The 19,648-nt window shown below is 72.1% G+C and carries 15 protein-coding genes; 7 read left to right on the plus strand and 8 right to left on the minus strand.

The window, feature by feature from the left end; translation table 11 throughout:
• Positions 1–71: 71 nt before the first annotated feature.
• Positions 72–1,610, plus strand: coding sequence for an APC family permease (locus MHY49_RS05255; protein WP_239203033.1), 1,539 nt, complete (start codon positions 72–74; stop codon positions 1,608–1,610).
• A gap of 103 nt (positions 1,611–1,713) precedes the next feature.
• On the plus strand, positions 1,714–2,112 hold the full coding sequence (locus tag MHY49_RS05260) for a universal stress protein (RefSeq protein WP_239203034.1): 399 nt from the start codon (positions 1,714–1,716) through the stop codon (positions 2,110–2,112).
• Between the two features lie 33 nt (positions 2,113–2,145).
• Here the strand turns inward: MHY49_RS05260 and MHY49_RS05265 are convergent, their stop codons facing one another.
• On the minus strand, positions 2,146–2,901 hold the full coding sequence (locus MHY49_RS05265) for an FCD domain-containing protein (protein WP_239203035.1): 756 nt from the start codon (positions 2,899–2,901) through the stop codon (positions 2,146–2,148).
• Positions 2,898–3,659 (minus strand): SDR family oxidoreductase, encoded by a 762-nt coding sequence (locus MHY49_RS05270; protein WP_239203036.1) that lies wholly within the window; start codon positions 3,657–3,659, stop codon positions 2,898–2,900. The genes MHY49_RS05265 and MHY49_RS05270 overlap by 4 nt, the downstream gene beginning before the upstream one ends.
• Before the next feature lie 177 nt (positions 3,660–3,836).
• On the opposite strand from MHY49_RS05270, the gene MHY49_RS05275 reads away from it, so the two are divergent.
• Positions 3,837–4,634, plus strand: coding sequence for an SDR family NAD(P)-dependent oxidoreductase (locus tag MHY49_RS05275; protein WP_239203037.1), 798 nt, complete (start codon positions 3,837–3,839; stop codon positions 4,632–4,634).
• Here the strand turns inward: MHY49_RS05275 and nhaA are convergent.
• The 3 genes from nhaA to MHY49_RS05290 all read right to left on the minus strand — a co-directional run bounded on the left by nhaA (position 4,622) and on the right by MHY49_RS05290 (position 8,977).
• Positions 4,622–5,995 (minus strand): Na+/H+ antiporter NhaA, encoded by a 1,374-nt coding sequence (gene nhaA, locus MHY49_RS05280; protein WP_239203038.1) that lies wholly within the window; start codon positions 5,993–5,995, stop codon positions 4,622–4,624. The genes MHY49_RS05275 and nhaA overlap by 13 nt on opposite strands.
• A 36-nt stretch (positions 5,996–6,031) precedes the next feature.
• Positions 6,032–7,537, minus strand: coding sequence for a sodium:proton antiporter (locus tag MHY49_RS05285; RefSeq protein WP_239203039.1), 1,506 nt, complete (start codon positions 7,535–7,537; stop codon positions 6,032–6,034).
• A 162-nt stretch (positions 7,538–7,699) separates the two neighbouring features.
• Positions 7,700–8,977, minus strand: a complete 1,278-nt coding sequence (locus MHY49_RS05290; protein WP_239203040.1) for a M20/M25/M40 family metallo-hydrolase — start codon at positions 8,975–8,977, stop codon at positions 7,700–7,702.
• Between the two features lie 544 nt (positions 8,978–9,521).
• Between MHY49_RS05290 and MHY49_RS05295 the strand changes: the two genes are divergently transcribed.
• A complete protein-coding gene (locus MHY49_RS05295) occupies positions 9,522–10,619 on the plus strand; it encodes an MFS transporter (protein ID WP_370645997.1) in 1,098 nt (365 codons plus the stop codon).
• 43 nt (positions 10,620–10,662) lie between these two features.
• Positions 10,663–11,646: a PhzF family phenazine biosynthesis protein gene (locus MHY49_RS05300; RefSeq protein WP_239203041.1), complete on the plus strand. Its 984-nt coding sequence runs from the start codon at positions 10,663–10,665 to the stop codon at positions 11,644–11,646.
• 124 nt (positions 11,647–11,770) lie between these two features.
• On the opposite strand, the gene MHY49_RS05305 is transcribed toward MHY49_RS05300, so the two are convergent.
• The 3 genes from MHY49_RS05305 to MHY49_RS05315 all read right to left on the minus strand — a co-directional run bounded on the left by MHY49_RS05305 (position 11,771) and on the right by MHY49_RS05315 (position 14,976).
• Positions 11,771–12,604, minus strand: coding sequence for a helix-turn-helix domain-containing protein (locus tag MHY49_RS05305; protein ID WP_239203042.1), 834 nt, complete (start codon positions 12,602–12,604; stop codon positions 11,771–11,773).
• A 277-nt stretch (positions 12,605–12,881) separates the two neighbouring features.
• Entirely contained in the window at positions 12,882–14,120 is a 1,239-nt protein-coding gene (locus tag MHY49_RS05310; protein ID WP_239203043.1) for an NYN domain-containing protein, read from the minus strand.
• Positions 14,121–14,220: 100 nt separating this feature from the next.
• Positions 14,221–14,976, minus strand: coding sequence for a DUF998 domain-containing protein (locus tag MHY49_RS05315; RefSeq protein ID WP_239203044.1), 756 nt, complete (start codon positions 14,974–14,976; stop codon positions 14,221–14,223).
• A 131-nt stretch (positions 14,977–15,107) separates the two neighbouring features.
• Here MHY49_RS05315 and MHY49_RS05320 point away from each other — a divergent pair, with 131 nt between their 5' ends.
• Together MHY49_RS05320 and lysX are read left to right on the plus strand one after the other, a co-directional pair.
• The gene (locus tag MHY49_RS05320; RefSeq protein ID WP_239203045.1) at positions 15,108–16,028 is read left to right on the plus strand and encodes a hypothetical protein; all 921 of its coding nucleotides are present in this window, start codon (positions 15,108–15,110) and stop codon (positions 16,026–16,028) included.
• Positions 16,025–19,597 carry a bifunctional lysylphosphatidylglycerol synthetase/lysine--tRNA ligase LysX gene (gene lysX / locus MHY49_RS05325; RefSeq protein WP_239203046.1) on the plus strand — a complete coding sequence of 1,191 codons (3,573 nt, stop codon included), beginning with the start codon at positions 16,025–16,027 and terminating at the stop codon, positions 19,595–19,597. Before MHY49_RS05320 ends, lysX begins: the two co-directional genes overlap by 4 nt.
• Positions 19,598–19,648 lie beyond the last annotated feature (51 nt).

Genomic DNA, 19,648 nt, shown 5'->3' on the forward strand with positions numbered 1-19,648 from the left:
TCCCCGGGCCAGGGCACCGAGCTCAAGAAGGCCATCACCCCCGGCAGCCGGGCGGGGGTGTTGGCCGTCTTGTGCTCGGGGCCCTGGCCCGGGGACGCGCCGTCCCCGAGGGGGCCGGTGAGGGTGGGAACGCGGGGTGCGCCGGCTCCGGCGCACCCGGCGATCCCACCCTCACCGCCCCCGACGGCGACGGCTCGTCCCCGGGCCAGGGCACCGAGCTCAAGAAGGCCATCACCCCCGGCCTGCTGCTGCTGTTCATCGTCGGCGACATCCTCGGCACCGGCGTCTACGCGCTGACCGGCCAGGTCGCCGGCCAGGTGGGCGGCGCGGGCTGGCTGCCGGTGATCCTCGCGTTCGCGGTCGCGATGATGACGGCGCTGTCCTACGTGGAGATGGTGACGAAGTACCCGCAGGCCGCGGGCGCCGCGCTGTACGTCCACAAGGCCTTCGGCATCCACTTCGTCACCTTCATGGTGACCTTCGCGGTGCTGTCCTCGGGCATCACCTCGGCCTCGAACAGCGCGATCTTCCTCGCGGAGAACGTGCTGGCCGTCTTCCACCTCGAGGACACCCTCGGTGCCGCCGGCTCCCATCACGTCGCCGTGATCATCGCGCTCGTCTTCATCGCCGTCGTGGCCTGCGTGAACTCCTACGGCGTGAGCGAGTCCGTGAAGGCCAACGTGGTGCTCACTCTGATCGAGCTCAGCGGCCTGGCGATGGTGCTGATCATCGGCTTCCTCGCGATCGGTCGCGGCGACGCGGACTTCTCGCGGGTGGTGCTGTTCGAGGCGCCCGAGGACAAGAGCATGTTCATGGCGGTGATCGGCGCGACCGCCCTCGCGTTCTTCTCGATGGTCGGCTTCGAGGACTCGGTGAACATGGCCGAGGAGACCGTGAACCCCTCGAAGAACTTCCCGAAGATGCTGCTGGGCGGCCTGTCGATCACGGGCGTGGTCTATGTGCTGGTCTCCCTCACGGCGGTCGCCGTGGTCCCGATCGGCGAGCTCACCACCGCCACCACCCCGCTGCTGAGCGTGGTCTCGCACGGCGCGCCGAACCTGCCGATGGACACGATCTTCCCGATCATCTCGATCTTCGCGGTCGCCAACACCGTGCTGATCAACATGATGATGGCCTCGCGCCTGCTCTACGGCATGGCCAAGCAGGGCGTGCTCCCGCCGTTCCTGGGGGTCGTGCTCAAGGGGCGCCGCAGCCCCGTGGGAGGCATCGTCTTCTCGACGCTCCTCGCCTTCGCGCTCGTGGTGGTCGTCAGCTACGCCCTGCCGGAGACCATCATCAAGAACCTCGGCGGAACCACGGCGCTGCTGCTGCTGATCGTGTTCTGCCTGGTCAACGTCTCCGTGATCGTGCTCCGCAAGGACCCGGGCGCGAAGGGGCACTTCCGCACGCCCACAGTGGTGGCCGTGGTCGGCGGGGTCACGTCGCTGATCCTCGTCACCCCCATCGCCCAGCCCAAGGAGAACTACTTCATCGCGGGCGGACTGCTCGGTGTGGGCCTCGTGCTGTACGTGATCACCTACCTGTACAACTCCGCGATCAAGGGCCGGCGCACGCGCTTCCACGACCAGGACGAGATCGGCCGCGAGTGAGCGGCCGGGTGCCTGGTCGCGGCGCCCGTCGAGACCTCGAGACCCCGATCCTCCCCGAGCAACCCGAGCAACCCGAGCCACCCCGAGACACCTGGAGTCGACGATGAAGATCCTGCTCGGCTACGTGCCCAGCCCCACCAGCGAAGCCGCCCTCGAGTACGCACTGGAGGAGGCGAGGACCAAGGACGCCACGCTCGTGGTGCTCGCCTCCGAGCGCAGCGACGATCCCCGCAAGAGCGCGGGCGACGCCGGGCGCGAGCCCCTGCACGAGCGGCTCGATGCCAGCGGCGTGCACTTCGAGCTGCGGGTCGTGCCGCGGCGCGACGACGCGGCCGACGACATCCTGCAGACCATCGAGAACGAGAAGATCGACCAGGTCGTGCTGGGGGTGCGCCGCCGCACCCCCATCGGCAAGATGCTGCTGGGGTCCACCGCGCAGCGCGTGATCATGGAGGCGCCGTGCCCCGTGGTGTGCGTGAAGCCGAAGACGCGGGGGCGCTGAGGGGACGAGCTCAGCACTCTCCTCGGCCGCCGCTCACCCCGTCCGCACCACGATCTCGCGCATGGCCCGTGCGGCATCCTCGGCACGGCCCTCGCTGATCGCGCGGACAACCTGCAGATGCAGGTCCACGTCGTGCGGTTCGGGCGGCAGGTCCGCGCGCTCCACGAGCGCTCTCTCGCGCAGGCTCTCCTCGATCACCGTGCGCAGCCGCGCGAACATCGCGTTGTCGCAGAGCGCGAGGACCGCGGCGTGCAGGGCGCTGTCGACGGCGAGGAACGAGTCCGGGCCGTCGGCCCCGGGGACCGCGCCGAAGCCCGCCCACTGACGCATCTGCGCGGCCGCGTCCTCGAGCGCACGGAGGCTCACTCCCGTGGCCTCACCGGCGGCGACCCGCTTCGCCGCCGCGGCGGCGGCCTCCGGCTCGACGGCGCGGCGCAGGGCGCGCAGCTCGGCGATCTGCGTCGTCCGTTCAGGTCCGGCGAGGCGCCAGCGGATCACGAGCGGATCCAGCACGTCCCAGTGCTCGCGGCCCCGCACCCGCAGGCCCACGCGCCGCCCGGCGCTGAGCATGCCCAGGGCGGTCAGCACGCGGGTCGCCTCGCGGATCACGCTGCGCGAGGCGCCCGTGCGCCCGACCAGGCCCTCGACGGTGTCCGCGTGCCCCGCGGGCAGGTCGCCGCGGACGATCGCCGTTCCCAGCTCGTCGAGCGCCCGGTCGAAGCGCGTCGGATGCGCGCCGGTCCGGTCGTCGTGCCCGCTCGCCGGCGGCAGCCCGTCGTGCCCGCTCACGCCTGCGAGACCGGCGAGACGACGAGCTCGTCCACGCACATGTGCGCCGGGGCGTCGAGCACGAAGCAGGCGGCGCGCGCCACGTCCTCGGGGCTGAGCATGACGGCGCGGGCCGCGGCGTCGGGCACCTCGGGGCGCTGGTCGAGGAAGTCGGTCGCGACGTCGCCCGGGCACAGGTGGCACGCGCGCACGCCGTGACCCGCCTCCTGCTGGTTCAGGGTGCGCACCAGGGAGCCGAGCGCCGTCTTGGACGCCGAGTAGGCGACGCCGGCCCCCGGCTGGAAGCTCCAGCCCGCGAACGAGGAGATGACGACGGCGACGCCGCCGCTCGTGCGCAGGTGGGGGAGGGCGGCGTCCAGAGCGCTCGCCACGGCGGTCAGGTTCGTGGCCACGACCTGGTCGAACTCGCCGAGGTCCTGATCCTCCCAGCGCCTGTGCGGCACGTTGAGACCGGCCGCGAGCACGAGCCCGTCGAGCCGTCCGAAGCGGCCGGTGACCTGTTCGACCGCCGAGCGCACGGCCTCGCGGTCCTGGACGTCGAGCGGAAGGGCCAGCCCGATCCCGCCGACGTCCTCGATCGCGCGGACCGTCTCCTCGAGAGCAGCAGCCCGACGGCCGCTCACGGCCACGTCCCACCCCGCGCGGGCGGCGGCGATCGCGCTCGCACGACCCATGCCGCTGCCGCCGCCGGTCACCCAGAGGACCCGGCCCGCGGGCGCGTCGGCCGCGCGGGACTGCGGGGTGTCGTGCGTGGTCATGGCGTCCTCCGGAGGGTCGTCGTGCGCGCGGCGAGCGGAGTGCCGTGCGCGTCGCTCTGAATAGTATGCTTTTTCGACACGGCGTTGAACACCGGGCAGAGAGCGTCGACGCACACCACCGAGGCGTCGACGCTCAGCACCGGGGACTCGACGCGCACCACCGAGGAGGAGCGAGCGATGGAGCTGGATCTCAAGGACCGCGTCGTGGTCGTCACGGGCGCCGCGCGCGGCATCGGCGCGGTGATCGCCGGGCGCTTCGCCGCGGAGGGCGCGCGCGTGGTCGCCCTGGACCTCGCCTTCCCCGAGGACGCATCCGACGGTGCCGCGGAACCGGCTCCCTCGAGCGCCCCGTCGGCCCCTGCGATCACCCGTGTCACCTGCAACGTGGCCGACCCGGAGTCGGTCTCCGCCGCGGTCTCGGAGATCGTCGAGCGCCACGGCACGATCGACGTGCTCGTGAACAACGCGGGCATCAACGTCGAGGGGCCCGTCGCCGACCTCGAGTGGGAGCGCTGGCGCGCGTGCTTCGACGTGAACATGGGAGGCGTCTTCCTCATGAGCCGGGCCGTCGCCCCGGTCATGCAGGCGGCCGGCCGCGGTCGGATCATCAACGCGGCGTCCTTCGCGGCCATCGTGCCGAGCGTCGGCAGCGCCGCCTACGCGGCCTCGAAGGCGGCGGTCGTCCAGTTCACGCGGGTGCTCGCCTCCGAGCTCGGCCCGTGGGACATCACGGTGAACGCCTATGCGCCGGGCATGGTCCCCACCGCGATGAACGGCTTCGCCGAGATGCCCCAGGACGCCCAGGACCGCCTCCTGGACACGCTCTCGCTGCGGCGCTGGGAGAGCCCGGACGACGTCGCGAACCTGCTGATCTTCCTCGCGAGCGACGCCGCCGGCTACATCACCGGGACCCTGCTGGACGTCTCCGGCGGGAAGCTCGCCACCCAGATCCCGGCCCGCGCCTACGGGCGCTGATCCGAGGGCTCCTCCGCATCCCCGCCGAACACGTCGGGGACCCCGTCGGCATCCGCGTCGGCCGCCTCGCGCTCGGCGATCCGCTTGTAGTGCCGATCCCGGGGCAGCAGGATCACCGCGCCCACCACGGCGGCGAGCACGGAGGCGGTGAGCACTCCGACCTTCGCGTGGTCGTGCATGGGGTCGGACGCCTCGAAGCTGAGCTCCGAGACGAGCAGCGAGACGGTGAAGCCGATGCCCGCGAGGGCGGCCATGCCCACGAGGTCCATCCAGCGCACATCGGGATCGAGGTTCGCGCGCTGCAGGCGCGTGACCAGGAACGTCGAGCCGACGATGCCGAGGATCTTGCCGCACACGAGCCCCACGACCACGCCGATCGCGACGCTCGACTCCCAGGCCTCGAGGAGCCCGCTGGCGCCGCCCACGGCCACGCCCGCGCTGAAGAACGCGAACACGGGCACCGCGATCCCGCTGCTCAGCGGCCGGAAGCGGTGCTCGAAGGTCTCGGCCAGCGAGTACTTCGCGCCCAGGCGGGTGCGCGAGCGCACCGGCACCATGAAGGCGAGGACCACGCCGGCGATCGTCGCGTGCACGCCCGAGTTCAGGAACAGCGCCCAGGTGATCGCCCCGAGCGGCAGCAGCAGGAACCACGCCGCGCCGTAGGAGATCCTGAACAGGGACTCGGCGCGCGTGGCCAGCAGACGGTACGCGGCGATCGGCACGATCGCGAGCACCAGGTAGAGCAGGTGCAGGTCGCTCGAGTAGAAGATCGCGATGATGAGGATCGCGATGAGGTCGTCGACGATCGCGAGGGTCAGCAGGAAGGTGCGCACGGCGCTGGGCAGGTGCGAGCCCAGCAGGGCGAGCACGGCGAGGGCGAAGGCGATGTCCGTCGCGGCGGGGATCGCCCAGCCCGTGAGCGCCCCCGGCGGACCGAAGACGTTGATGACCGTGAAGATGACGGCGGGCACGGCGACGCCTCCGGCCGCGGCGACGACCGGCACCAGCGCCTTCCCCGGTGAGCGCAGGTCGCCCACCGTGAACTCCATCTTGAGCTCGAGGCCCGCGAGGAAGAAGAAGATCGCGAGCAGCCCGTCGGCCGCCCAGTGCCCGATGCTGAGGTTCAGGTGGAAGCTGCCCACGTCGAAGCCCAGATGCGCATCGCGCACCCCGAAGTACGCCGGGGCGAGCGGAGAGTTCGCGAGCACGAGGGCGAGCACGGTCGCCCCCAGCAGCACGAATCCGCCGGTGGTCTCCTGCGTGAGGATCCGCTCGATGCGCAGGTGCTCGCGGTAGGTGCCGCGCTCGAGGATCCTGCGGCGTCGTCGGGACTCGTGCTCGGTGCGTCGTCGACTGGTCATGATGCGGCTCTCCTCGGGAGTGGGGGTGCCGGGGTCTCAGGGCTCATCGGGCCGGGGCGGGGAGTCGAAGGCCCCTGCGGGCTTCCGGCTGCGGCCGACGGGCGGGACGGCGGGGCGCGTGCCGCGCACGTCGGGGTCCAGATGCGCGAGCGCCGCGCCGACCTCGCCGTCGGTCGTCACGAACAGCATGACGATGCGGCCCAGCAGCAGCAGGGTGAGGGCGAGCCCGATGGCCTTCAGCCACAGGGGCTGGGCGATGAACAGCAGCATCATCGCGATCAGCGTGGGCGCGAGGTACATGACGGCGCGCTGCACGTAGCCGCCGAAGCTGGGCATCTTCACGCCCGAGGTCTCGGCGAGCGACTTCACCATGAAGTTCGGGCCGTTGCCGATGTAGGTCATCGCTCCGCAGAGCACGGCGCCCAGCGAGATCGCCATCAGGTACAGCTCGGGGACGTCGGCCACGCGCGGCTCGCCCGGCAGCTGCGAGGCCATCTCGAAGAAGGTCGCGTAGGTGGGGGCGTTGTCCAGGACAGAGCTCAGACCGCCCGTGAACACGAACAGCGTGATCTCGTTCAGAGGGAGCGACGGGGCGGCGGAGCGCAGCACAGCGAGCGCCGGGATCATGGTGAGGAAGATGCCGACGAAGAGCGCCGCGACCTCCTGGATGGGCCCGAACTCGAACTCGTTCTCGTCGTAGCGGATGCTGCGGCTGCCCAGGAACAGCGAGCACAGGGCCGCGCCGATCATGACGATCTCCCGCCAGGGCACGTACTGGGTCCACGTCGCATCGCCCTCGACGATCGCGTCGGGATCCAGCGAGGGGATGAGCGCGACCGCGAGGATGATGATCGCGAACCAGATCGCGTTGCTCGCGCCCACGAGCTTCAGCGGGATCACGTTCACGGTATCCGCGTAGACGTCCTCCGTGGCCTCGTGCGCGATGATCCGGCGGTCGAGCGCCCAGTACGTCAGCAGCAGCAGGGCGTTGACGAACAGCCACATCGGCAGCAGGTGGAAGGTCCAGGTGAACGGCACGCCGCGCAGCATCCCCAGGAACAGCGGCGGGTCGCCGAGCGGGGTGAGCAGGCCGCCGCAGTTGGCGACGATGAAGATCGCGAAGACGACCGTGTGCGCCTTGTGCCGACGTTCGAGGTTCGTGTTCAGCAGCGGGCGGATCAGCAGCATGGCGGCGCCCGTGGTGCCGATGAAGCTCGCGAGCACCCCGCCGATCGCGAGGAAGATCGTGTTCACGCGCGGTGTCGCGGCGATGTCGCCGCGCAGGAAGAAGCCGCCGGAGACGATGAACAGGGCGAGGAGGAGCGCGATGAACTGCCCGTACTCCACGAGAGCGTCGATCACCAGGTGCCACTGCCCGACGGCGATCACGCCGATCGCGACGGGCAGGCCCAGCAGGAGGGCGTAGATCAGCTGGTTCCGCGGACGGTCCCAGAGCTTCGAGAGCGCGGGGACGAGCGGTGCGATCGCGATCGCCGCGAGCATCAGCACGAACGGGGCGATCGTCCAGGCCGGGAATGTCATCGGGCCTCCAGGGCAGGACGGGGTCGGGGATCAGGGCACTCTATGCCCCGATGCCGACCAGACTTCCCGGCTCACCGCAGTCCATGGTGCCACGGGGGTCGAGGCCCCGGAGAGGCGTCCGGGAGATGGGAAGGCGCGGATGCGGGCGAGCCGCGCCGGTGCTCAGGAGGCCGCGAGCGCCCCCGCGACGTTCCGCAGGAACCGCTCGCACCACTCGAGCTGGGTGATCTCCACGAACTCGTCGGTGCCATGGGCCTGGGCGATGTCGCCGGGTCCCACGACCACGGCGGCCATGCCCGCGTGCTCGTAGATGCCCGCCTCGGTGCCGTAGGTGACCTTCTCCTCCGTGCGCTCGGCGCCGAGGGCCACGGCCGCGCGGGCCGCCGGGCCGTCGGCCGAGCCGTCGAGTCCGTACAGCAGGGAGACGACGTCGAGCTGCGCGCCAACCCGCTGCGCGGCGACGGGGTCCGAGGGATCGGCGGGGGCGTCGGCCCTCATCTGCTGATCGAGGCGGTCGATCTCCTCCTGGATGCGGGCGACGATCGGCTCGACGTCGACCTGCGGCAGGGCGCGGAACTCGAACTTCAGATGGACGTCCTGGGGGACGGTGTTGGTGGCGATGCCGCCGTCGAAGAGGTTCACGCCGCCCGTGGTCCAGGCGACGGGGAAGGCGGGATCGTGCGGGCCGTTCTCCCGCAGATCGTCGATGATCTCGCGGTGGAACCAGTCCACGAACCGCGCGGCGTAGCGGATCGCGTTCAGGCCGTGGGGGAGCAGGCTCGAGTGGGCGGCGACGCCGTGGAAGTCGGCGTGCAGCACGTTCATCGACTTGTGGGCGGGCACGGCCCGCATGGACGTCGGCTCGCCCACGAAGGCGACCGCGGGCCGGATCCCGAGCTCTTCGAGCTGGGTGACGAGCGCGCGGGCGCCGTTGCAGGTGGTCTCCTCCTCCCAGGTCGCCGCGATGTGCACGGGCACGGTGCGCCGGGCGGCCGCGAACTCGGGGGCGAGCGCCGTCGCGATCGCGAGGTAGGACTTCATGTCCGCGGTGCCGCGCCCGTAGAGCCGACCGTCGCGCTCGGTGGGCGTGAAGGGCTCCGATGCCCAGTCCTGGCCCGTCACCGGCACGCAGTCCGCGTGCCCGGCGAGCAGGACGCCGCGGCGGGTCGGGTCCTCGGGGTCGACGAAGAGAGCGTCGGCGCCGGGATCGCCCTCCTCGTTCGCGGGGAAGGTCGCCACGAGGTTCGCGTTCCTCCCGTCGCCCCTGGGCCGCACGTGCACCTCGGCGCCGGCCTCCCGCAGCGCCCGCTCCATGAGCTCGATCGCGGGCAGGTTGCCGGTGTCCGAGGTGGTGTCGAGCGCGACGAGCGCCTCGACGAACTCGCGAGCGGTCGAGGGCAGGGTCGAATCAGGGGTCGGAGCAGCGGAAGACGAGGTCATGGGCCCACTGTACGGGCGATGGCCAGCGCGGCGCGTGGCCCGATGACCCGATGAGTCCGGGCGTGTCCGCCCGCAATGTCCGGTGGGTACAGCCCCAAGAAGCTGTGGATTCTGGCATGTGTCTGGTAGGCCACATACGCTGAGGCGTCGGCCGAATCCGAGTGCGGGGGCGAGTCCCGTGCGTCATCGTCGATCGGAGACACGTGAACACGTCATCCGCAGCCCCGTTCAAGCATCCGGACGAACCTCCCACGACGACGACGGGAGGGACCCCGTTCGCGGACCTCCCACCGCGCAAGACCATCAAGGAAGCGGTCGCGGCATCGGCGATGGGCAACGCCACCGAGTGGTACGACTACGGCGTCTACGCCGTGGTCGCCACCTACATCGCCTCGCACTTCTTCCCGGAGGGGTCCGCGGCCCAGTTCTGGACCTATGCGTTCCTCGCGATCTCCTTCATCGCCCGCCCCTTCGGCGGCTTCATCTGGGGGCCGCTCGGCGACCGTCTGGCAGGAAGCACGTCCTCGCCCTCACGATCATCATCATGTCCCTCGCCACGACCCTCATCGGCGTGCTCCCCACGTATGAGCAGGTGGGCATCCTCGCGCCGATCCTCCTCGCGGTGCTGCGCATCGTGCAGGGCTTCTCGACGGGCGGCGAGTACGGCGGCGCGGCCACGTTCATGGCCGAGTACGCGCCGGACAAGCGACGCGGCCGTTACGGCAGCTTCCTCGAGTTCGGCACGCTCGGCGGCTTCGCGCTCGGCACCATCGTGGTGCTGATCCTGCAGCTCATCCTCTCCGAGGACGCCATGGCCTCGTGGGGCTGGCGCCTGCCGTTCTTCCTCGCGCTGCCGATGGGTCTGATCGGCCTCTACCTGCGGTCGCGCCTCGACGAGACCCCGGTCTTCCAGGATCTCGAGCACGAGGGCGAGGCGCAGGAGTCCGCCGTGCACGGGCTCGTCAGCCTGATCCGCGACTACTGGAAGCCGATCCTCACGATGGCGGGCCTCGTGATCCCGCTGAACATCGCGAACTACACCCTGCTCACCTACATGCCGGGCTACCTCGAGACCAAGATCAACATGTCGGCGAACCAGTCCCTGGCGACGATCCTGATCGGCGAGGTCATCATGATGGCCCTGCTGCCCTTCTGCGGCGGCCTCTCCGACGTGATCGGCCGCAAGAAGATGTGGTGGACATCGATGATCGGCCTGTTCGTGATGGCCCTTCCGATGTACTACCTGATGGGCCAGGGCTTCGTGTGGGCGATCATCGGCTTCGCGGTGCTGGGACTGCTGTACATCCCGCAGCTGTCGACGATCTCCGCGACATTCCCGGCGATGTTCCCGGCGCATGTGCGCTTCGCGGGCTTCGCCGTGACGTACAACTTCTTCACCTCGGTCTTCGGGGGCACGGCCGCGCCGATCAACGAGGCCGTGGTGAGCGCGACCGGTTTCCTCGAGTTCCCGGCCGTGTACGTCATGTTCGGCTGCCTGTTCGGCATCGTCGCGCTGTTCTTCCTCAAGGAGACCGCGGGCGCCTCGCTCGTGGGCACCGATGTCCCCGAGTCCCAGCCCGAGGACTACGGCGTCGAGGCGATCACCTCCGAGACCCAGGCCCTCGACGACTGCGGCCGCTGACCGCGAGCGGGCCGAGGCGCGGCCGGTCTGACAGGATCGAGCCATGACCTCGCCCTCCGCGGCCACCAGCGCCCACGCGGCCGACGCCGCAGCATCCGCATCCGCCCCGAGCACCGAGACCGGGAAGACGCCGAGCATTCGGCGCTTCCGACAGGTCGATGTGTTCGGGGCGGATGCGTTCGCCGGCAATCCCCTCGCCGTCGTCGTCGATGCCGAGGGTCTGAGCGATGAGCAGATGCAGCGCATCGCCTCGTGGACGAACCTCTCCGAGACCTCGTTCCTGCTCGCCCCCACCCGAGCCGGCGCCGACTACCGCGTCCGCATCTTCACCCCCTCGACCGAGCTCGACTTCGCCGGCCACCCGACCCTCGGCAGCGCCTCCGCCTGGCTCGCCGGCCGGGCGGGCGGCGGGGGAGCGACGGGTTCGGCCGACGACTGCATCGTCGTGCAGGAATGTCGTGCGGGCCTCGTCGAGGTGCGGGTGCGCGGCGACGAGCTCGCCTTCGCCGCTCCGCCCCTCGTGCGCAGCGGACCGATGGGCGCCGACCACGTCGCGGACGCCGCTGCTGCCCTCGGGATCGATCCCGCGGACGTCCTCGATCATGCCTGGGTCGACAACGGCGCCGGCTGGTGCGTCCTCGAGCTCGCCTCGGCGCAGGACGTGCTCGACCTCGAGCCCGATCTCGCGGCGATCCCGGGGCGCAAGATCGGCGCGCTCGGTGCTGTCGGGGCGACAGCGGACGCCCCGACCGCGGACGCCGACGGGCCCGCCTACGAGGTCCGCGGCTTCGTCGCGCCCGGTCCCGTCTCCGGCACGCCCGGCTACGAGGACCCCGTGACCGGCAGCCTCAACGCCGGCATCGCGCAGTGGATGCTGGAGCGCGGACGGTTCGCCCCGCCGTGGACGGTCCGGCAGGGCACCCGGCTGGGGCGCGACGGCCGCGTCCTCGTCGACGTCGACGCCGAGGGGACGATCTGGATCGGCGGGACGGTGAGGACCGGCATCCAGGGCGAGATCCTCGCCTGAGGCCCGGTTCCGTGGGCCCCGTCGACCCGGTGGGTCGGCAGCGCCTGCTCGGCGGGGTCGGATCCGCTCTTCGGGCCGGGCCCGAACTGCTCTGATCGGCCCGGTCAGGACGCGTCGCGTCGGGTCAGCCGATCGACGGCGGAGCCGTGTTGGTGCCCGCGAGCCCGTACGCCTCGCCCTCCTCGACGAACAGCCGCAGCCGCTCGTTGAGGTCCAGCCAGCCCGCGTCGTAGCCGGCGGCGACGCCATCGGGGATCTCGCCCATCTGCACGTGGTCGACGGTGATGCGCGTGTCCTCGCCCTCGTCGGCGAAGACGTAGGAGACGGTGCCCCAGCTGGGACCGCCCATCCCCATGTTCCCCGTCCAGGCGTAGGTGCGCTCGTGGTCGATCTCGGTGAGGATGCCCCAGGCGGCGCGGTGGGACCCGGAGTGCTCGACGATCGGCGCACCGACCTCGACGGGCATCTCGATCGCGGACCCGGGCTGATCGCGCAGGGTGTAGGGCGCGCCCCACCACTGCGAGGGGTGCTCGCGGAAGGCGCGCCACACGGCCTCCCGGGACGCGGCGATCACGATGGACTGGGTGACGTGCATGGTCGTGAGTGACATGGCGTTCTCCTCGGCGCTGAGCCGCAGTCGGTGCAGGGAGGTGGCGAGAGAGCGGTCCGGCGGAGCGAGCCAGCCGATCGTCGCCTCGTAGAGGGCGGAGCCGTTCAGGGCGTTGATGCGCTCGCGGCCGCTGCGGGACGCGAGCACGAGATCCGCCTCGCGCATCTGCTGCAGATGGCGCAGGGTCGCGAAGCGGCTGGTCGAGAGGCCCTCGTCCTCGAGGGTCTCGTGGATCCGTCCGGTGGGGGCAGGAGCGCCCCGCAGGATCTCGACGATCCGGCGCCGCGCGGGATGCGCGAGGGCGTCCCAGACCGATGTGTGCCGTGCACGGGCATCGGGATCGGCCATCGGGGACCTCCGCCAAGACATGTGCGGGCATCCGCACATGTTGAGCATGCGCTTGCCGGGGTCAGGAGTCAAGGGGGGGGAGCCGCGGGTCCGGCGGCGGCGAAGGGAAAGCGCGACGGCGAGAGCCGACCCCGGGTGCCGGACCGAGCATCGAAAGGTGAGTTGTTGCTGCTATTCGGGCTCTATAAGAGCAACAACTCACCTCTCGCCGGCCGATCTCGCCGGCCTATCGCATGCGCCGATCTCGCCGGCCGATCGCGTCGGCCGACGGGGCCGCTCAGCTGGTGCGGCGGCGCCTGCCCGAGCGCTTGGCCGTCTGCTTCACGGGCGGCTCGATCGCGCGCACCAGGCGCTCGTGCCCGGTCTCCTCGAGCTCGGCGATGTCGTCGTTGGCCTTGAGGAAGTCGGAGAAGGAGCGGAAGCCCAGCAGCTTCTCGCTGAACGAGGGGTCCATGCGGCGCATGTACGTCTTCACGAGCGAGCTGTGCAGCCACTCGGTGTCGTCCCGCTCGCCCAGCTGCAGGGCGCGACCCAGCAGCCTGCTCGCCGCCGCCTGCGCCTCCTCGGGGCTGATGTCGTCGGAGTCGTCGATGTCCAGATCCGCTTCGAGAGCATCGAGGTCCGCATCGGAGGAGGCAGCTTCGACCTGGTCCGCGCCGTCAGCAGCATCGCCCCCGCGCTCGGAGCCCTTGTGCTTGCCGCCCTTGCCGCCGTTCCCGGCGGAGCCCTTGGCGCCCTTCGACCCCTTGGCGGCGGAGCCGGAGCCGTCGGCCGACTCGGCGCCGGTGGACCCGGCACCGGGAGCGTCGGACCCGTCGGACCCGTCGGACCCGCTCGACCCGCCCGCGCCGTTCGTGCCGTCCGATCCGTTCCCGCCGTCGGCCCCGCCCCGGCCCTTCTTCGCGCCGGAGCCGCCGCGCGCGGAGCGGGACTTCGCCGGCTTCTCGGGCAGCTCGATGCCGGGCAGGGTCTCGTAGGAGTCGAACTGGTCGCAGGCAGCGGCCAGGGACTTCGCGGTCGAGCCGGCCACGCCCACCGCGGCGACGTAGGTGCCCAGGCGCTTGCAGCGCTGGGCGAGCGGGACGTAGTCGCTGTCCCCGGCGACGATCACGACATGCGTGAGGTCGGGGATCCGGAAGCAGTCCTCGACGGTGTCGACGGCCAGGCGGATGTCCGCGCCGTTCTTCGCGTAGGCGGCGGCCGGGAACAGCTGCACGAGGTCCACGGCGCGCGCGACCAGCTGCGAGCGGTAGTCGGCGTTCACGGGCGCCGACCAGTCGGCATACGCCCTGGTCAGCATGATGGAGCCGAAGGATGCGGCGTGGTCGATGAGTGCGCCCACGTCGACCGTGGCCTCGGCGAGGCGCTCGGCGACCTCGGGGTCGGTGGGGTCGGCGGCGATCTTCTGGCGGTCGCGGCTGAAGGAGTGGCGCCCGTGCACGCGGTCGTACCAGGACATGACGATGTTGTCGAAGTCCAGGTAGACGGCGACGCGAGGGTCGGTGGAGTCTGCCATGGGTCCAGTCTGCCCGTTCGACGGCCCTCCCGGCGACGTCCCGTCAGCGGAGGGCGACGTCCCGTGCGCGGAGGGCGACGTCCCGTGCGCGGAGGGCGCCTCAGGCGTTCGCCGGATCGGGGAGGGGCGTCGGCGTCGACGGCGACGTCCCCGTGCCGGCGGTCAGACGCGCGCCGACACGACGCGGCGGGGCCTCGAGCGCCAGACCCGTCAGCGCGAGGGTCCAGACGCTCAGGGTGAGGATCTGGAACCGCTGGGCGATGCCCTCGGCCGCGGCGAGACCGGGACGGACGAGCACCAGGGCATCCGCGCCGAGCGCGACGGCGCACCCCGCGGCGACGGCCCCGACCGCCGCGCCCAGCCAGGGTCTGCGGAGGTGCCCCGTGCCGCGCAGGAGAAGCGCGGCCGCGGCGGCGCCCACCGCCATCCCTCCCACCGAGAGGATGCTGACGCCGTTGTGGACCGCCTCCTGGAGCGCCGCGGAGGCACCCTGACGGCTCGCCCTGGGGACCCCGGCCTCCTCCCCGAGCACCGTGGAGGGCAGCGTCACGATCGCCGCCAGGATCCCGCCGACGGAGAACGAGGCCACCCCGGCCATCAGCACGTTCCGCAGGCGCGAGCGCGGGAAGCGGCGGGCGAGGGGCGGCAGGAGCCCGAGCGTCAGCACCGCGGCCGCGACGTCCGTCGTGCGCAGGAACGCGGAGCCGGGGCGGCCGGGGATCTCGAGCTCGCTGACCACGACGCTCCAGTCGTGGGTGCCCGGAAGGGCGAGATCCAGGAGGAAGTTCGAATAGAGCACCGCCGCGGCTGCCCCGGTCAGCAGGAGCGCTCCGCGCCGCAGTCCTCGTCGTGCCATCGTCTCGCCTCTTCTCTCGTGCTGCGCGACGATTCTGCGACCCGTCACTGGGAAATGCGGGTGATCTGCGACGGAGATCATCGGGAGAGGAACCTGATTGCGCGGGGTGCGACGCCGCTTAGAGTCGGGCCGTGATCCTCAGCTTCGCGAGCACCGGCGGCGCGGCACTCTGCTACGGCACCGGCTCGGTGCTCCAGGCCTCCGCGGCTCGCCGCACGAGCGCCGCCTCCGGGCTCGATCCCCGGCTCCTGGTGCGTCTTCTGCGCTCGTGGCGCTATCTGATCGGGATCGCCCTGGACGGTCTCGGCTTCGTGCTCTCCCTTCTCGCGGTGCGCACGCTGCCGCTGTTCGTCGTGCAATCCGTGGTGGCGAGTTTCCTGGTGGTCACGGCGGTGCTCGCGGCGATCCTCCTGCGCACGCCGCTGACGAGGAAGGACGTCGCGGGGATCGCGGTCGTCGTGGTGGGCCTCGTGCTCGTGTCCCTGGCGGCCGCTCCCGATCGCGCCGTGACCCTCCCGATGCCCGGGCAGTGGGCGGTGCTGGGGAGCGCGCTCGCGCTCGTGCTGATCGCGGCGGTCGGCGCCCGCGCCCCGCAGGGGAGCGACGGCGTCCGCAGCGCCGGGATCCTGGGTGCTGTCGCCGGGTTCTCGTTCGGCGTCACCGCCGTGGCCGCCCGCGTGCTGCCCGTTCCGGCCGTGGTCTCGGCCCCCGCGACGGTGGACTGGGCGCGCGAGCTGCTGGTCTCTCCCACGGCGTACGCGCTCGTGGTGTGCGGGGTGCTCGCGCAGCTGGCGTACTCGACGGCGCTCCAGCGGGGCAGCGTCACCCAGGCGACGGCTCCGCTCGTGGTGGCGGAGACCCTCGGCCCCGCGCTCGTGGGCGTCCTCGCCCTCGGCGACCGCCCCCGCGCGGGGTGGGAGCTCGCTGCGGTGCTGGGATGCCTCATCGCGACGGCGGGGGCCGTCGCGATCGCACGGTTCGGGGAGGCGCCGCCCGGGCCGACGGCCGACGCGCCCGAGACGACTCGGAATGCAGGGGGAACGAGCTCATGACGGAATCCACGCAGCGCGGCACCGCGCCCACCGCACCCACGGCGCCCGCAACGTCCACCGCGTCCGCCGCGTCCGCCGCGTCCGCCGCGTCCGCCGCGTCCATGGTGACCGCGGACCCTCCGGATTCCCCGGAACAGCAGATCCTTCGGAATCCGTCGGAGTCGGGTGGACGACGGGCCGACGACCGGCCGATCCGCGCGAGCCGCTGGCATGCGCGCGACAGCCGCTGGCCGGACCGGCTCGCGGCCGCCATGTTCGCCTTCGCGGCCCTGAACCTGCTGGCCACGGTGCTGCCGCACTGGCACAGGTACTTCGACCGCCCGCACGATCCGATCTCCGCGCTGACCATCCCCGTGGTGCCCGGTTTCATCTACACGGCGCTCGTCGTGGTCATGGGGGTGGCGCTGCGCCGACGCCTGCGCGCCGCCTGGTGGCTCGTGCTGCTGTGGTGGTGCGTGGTGCCGCAGATCGGGCGCCTCCTGCTGATCGCGCACGATCGGCGCGCGGTCCTCTCGATGGTCGGCGTCGTCCTCGGCATCGGAGCCCTCGTGGTGCTGGTGCGCTCCTGGCCGCAGTTCACCGCGCGCCGGGCTCCGGGCAGCCTGCGCCTGTCCCTCGCCATGCTGCTCGGGGGCGGAGCGGTGACCGTGGGCGTCGGCATGGTGCTTGTCGGCCGCTTCGGCACCGCCGGGACCGCGGGCACGGCGCTGCGGTTCGTGCTCGGCCGACTCGCCGGGGACGTCGGCCTCCGCGAGATCGTCCGCGGGGTCCACGCCCCGTTCTGGGTGCACGCCGTGATCGGGCTCCTGGGAGCCGTCGTCGTGCTCACGTCGGCGACCCTCCTGTTCCGCCCACCGCGGCGGCGCCAGGAGCTCGCCGTCCCGGACGAGGCCCGAGTGCGCACACTGCTGAGGGAGTTCGGCGACACCGACTCGCTCGGGTACTTCGCCACGCGCCGCGACAAGATCGTGACCTGGGACGTCGAGCCCGACGGCGATCCTCTCCAGGACCAGCGCCCGCGCGCGGGCATCTCGCACCGGACGATCGGCACGATCGATCTCGCGAGCGGGAACCCCGTGGGGGACCCCGCGCGGTGGGATGCGGCGATCTCCGCCTGGCGCGCCCAGGCCCGATCCGCGGGGCTCTCCGTCGCCGTGATCGGTGCGGGCGAGGAGGCGGGCATCGCCTTCGCCCGCTCGGGCATGGTCGTCTACGACATCGGCGACGAGGCCGTGCTCGACCTGCGCGACTTCACGCTCGCCGGACCCGAGCGCCGCTCGCTGAGGAGGGCCGTGGCCCATCTGCGCGAGCGCGGGCACGCGGTGGAGATCCTGCGCCACGGCGCGCTCGGCCCCGAGGACCTCGCCGAGCTCGAGGACGCCGCGGCGCGCTGGCGCGGGGACGGCGGCGAGGAGAGGGGATTCTCGATGGCGCTGGGGCGCCTGGGCGATCCGCTGGACTCGGACTGCCTGCTGGTGCGGGCACGTGACGCGGAGGGTCGCCTGCGCGGGTTCCTCAGCTTCGTCCCCTGGGGGTCGAGGGGAGCATCCCTGGACCTCATGCGCCGGGACCCGTCGTCGGAGAACGGACTGATCGAGCTGATGGTCTGCGAGCTCGCCGAGCGGGGCACCGGGATCGGTGTGCACCGGCTCTCGCTGAACTTCGCGGTGTTCCGCGAGGCCTTCGAGCGCGGCTCGGAGATCGGGGCAGGACCCTTCGCCCGGCTGTGGCGGCGGGGCCTGCAGCTGGCGAGCCGGACCTGGCAGCTCGAGTCGCTGTACCGTGCGAACGCGAAGTACCTGCCCGCATGGCAGCCGCGGTACCTGTGCTTCGAATCCAGCGCGGACCTGCCTCGCGTGGGCATCGCCGCGGGCACCGCCGAGGGGTTCCTGCGCGCCCCCGAGCTGCCCGAGCTGCCCGAGCTGCCCGGACGGCTCCGCCGCTCGCGCCCGCAGGCCCCCGAGGCGCTCGCCACGGGGGACGCGGAGCACGCCGAGCAGGTGCGCGCTCTGATGCCGCCGGCCGTCGACCCCGTGGCCCGGGCCCTCGCCGCACGCAGCATGCCCGAGCAGATGCGCGTGCGCGCCCGGAAGGTCGAGGAGCTGCGCCGTCGCGGCGTGGACCCGTACCCCGTCGGCTTCCCGCGCACGCACACCCTCGACCAGGTGCGTGCGCTCGCCCAGGAGCGTGCGGAGGCGGCCGGTCCGACGCCCCTGGGCCCGGACGCGCGGACCGGGATCGAGGTCGCGATCGCCGGGCGGATCCTCCGCCTCCGCGACCACGGCGGACTGGGATTCGCGGATCTGCGGGACGGCGGCGGGGACCTCCAGATCCTGGTGGGCGACCGCGCGGACGGCGCCTCGCGGGAGCTCTGGCACCACGGTCTCGACATCGGCGACCAGGTGGGCGTGCGCGGGGAGGTCATCACCACCCGCAGCGGCGAGCTGAGCGTGGACGCGCGCAGCCTCGTGCTCACCTCCAAGGCCCTGCGGCCCCTGCCGGACAAGCGACGGGGACTCACCGACCCCGAGGCCCGCGTGCGCGAGCGCTCGGTCGACCTCATCACGCGGCCCGAGGCCCGCACCGTCGCCCACCAGCGCTCCCTCATCGTGCGCAGCGTGCGCCGCACCCTCGAGGACCTCGGGTTCGACGAGGTCGAGACGCCCGTGCTGCAGAGGATCCACGGGGGCGCCAACGCGCGTCCGTTCACCACGCACATCAACGCCTACGACATGGACCTCTACCTGCGCATCGCCACCGAGCTGCACCTCAAGAGGCTCGTCGTCGGCGGGATGGAGCAGGTCTTCGAGATCGGCCGGCAGTTCCGCAACGAAGGGGCGGATGCGACGCACAATCCCGAGTTCACCTCGCTCGAGGCCTACCGGGCGTACAGCGACTACGACGGCATGCGCCTGCTGACCCAGCGGATCATCCAGGAGGCCGCGATCGCGGTGCACGGGCGGCCCGTCGGCCTGCGCACCGACAGCGGCGGCGTGCGGCACGAGATCGACCTCTCGGGCGATTGGCCCGTCGTCCCCCTCTGCACGGCCGTCTCCCGCGCGCTCGGCGAGGAGGTGGGGACCGAGACGCCGGTGTGCGTGCTGCGCGGGCACGCGGCGCGGGCCGGGATCGAGCTCCCCGCCGACGCGGGCTGGGGCGTGGTCGTCGAGGCGCTGTACGACGCGCTGTGCGAGGGCAGCACGATCGAGCCCGTCTTCTTCACCGACTTCCCCCGCGAGACCTCGCCCCTCACCCGCCCGCATCGCCGCGACGCGCTCCTGGCCGAGAAATGGGATCTGGTGATCAACGGAGCGGAGCAGGGGACCGCCTACTCCGAGCTCGTGGACCCCGCGGACCAGCGGGCACGCCTGGTCGCCCAGTCCGTGCTCGCCGCGGCCGGGGACCCCGAGGCCATGGAGGTGGACGAGGACTTCCTGCGCGCGCTCGAGCAGGGGATGCCGCCTACGGGCGGTCTGGGCCTCGGCATCGACCGGCTGGTCATGAACCTCACCGGGCTCTCGATCCGAGACACCCTGCTGTTCCCGCTGGTGCGGCCGTCCCGCCGCTGACCGGGCGGGCCGCAGGGCCGACGGGCCCGAGCCGGCCCGGCGGGGCACGCG

The sequence above is a fragment of the Brachybacterium sp. ACRRE genome (assembly GCF_022346485.1).
Classification (GTDB): Bacteria; Actinomycetota; Actinomycetes; order Actinomycetales; family Dermabacteraceae; genus Brachybacterium; species Brachybacterium halotolerans.

Coding starts and splice junctions, on each gene's coding strand:
- lysX (WP_239203046.1), top strand. CDS start 16,025: ATGACGGAATCCACGCAGCGCGGCACCGCGCCCACCGCACCCACGGCG.
- MHY49_RS05305 (WP_239203042.1), bottom strand. CDS start 12,604: ATGGCCGATCCCGATGCCCGTGCACGGCACACATCGGTCTGGGACGCC.
- MHY49_RS05270 (WP_239203036.1), bottom strand. CDS start 3,659: ATGACCACGCACGACACCCCGCAGTCCCGCGCGGCCGACGCGCCCGCG.
- MHY49_RS05275 (WP_239203037.1), top strand. CDS start 3,837: ATGGAGCTGGATCTCAAGGACCGCGTCGTGGTCGTCACGGGCGCCGCG.
- MHY49_RS05315 (WP_239203044.1), bottom strand. CDS start 14,976: ATGGCACGACGAGGACTGCGGCGCGGAGCGCTCCTGCTGACCGGGGCA.
- MHY49_RS05260 (WP_239203034.1), top strand. CDS start 1,714: ATGAAGATCCTGCTCGGCTACGTGCCCAGCCCCACCAGCGAAGCCGCC.
- MHY49_RS05310 (WP_239203043.1), bottom strand. CDS start 14,120: ATGGCAGACTCCACCGACCCTCGCGTCGCCGTCTACCTGGACTTCGAC.
- MHY49_RS05300 (WP_239203041.1), top strand. CDS start 10,663: ATGACCTCGCCCTCCGCGGCCACCAGCGCCCACGCGGCCGACGCCGCA.
- MHY49_RS05295 (WP_370645997.1), top strand. CDS start 9,522: ATGTCCCTCGCCACGACCCTCATCGGCGTGCTCCCCACGTATGAGCAG.
- MHY49_RS05285 (WP_239203039.1), bottom strand. CDS start 7,537: ATGACATTCCCGGCCTGGACGATCGCCCCGTTCGTGCTGATGCTCGCG.
- MHY49_RS05290 (WP_239203040.1), bottom strand. CDS start 8,977: ATGACCTCGTCTTCCGCTGCTCCGACCCCTGATTCGACCCTGCCCTCG.
- nhaA (WP_239203038.1), bottom strand. CDS start 5,995: ATGACCAGTCGACGACGCACCGAGCACGAGTCCCGACGACGCCGCAGG.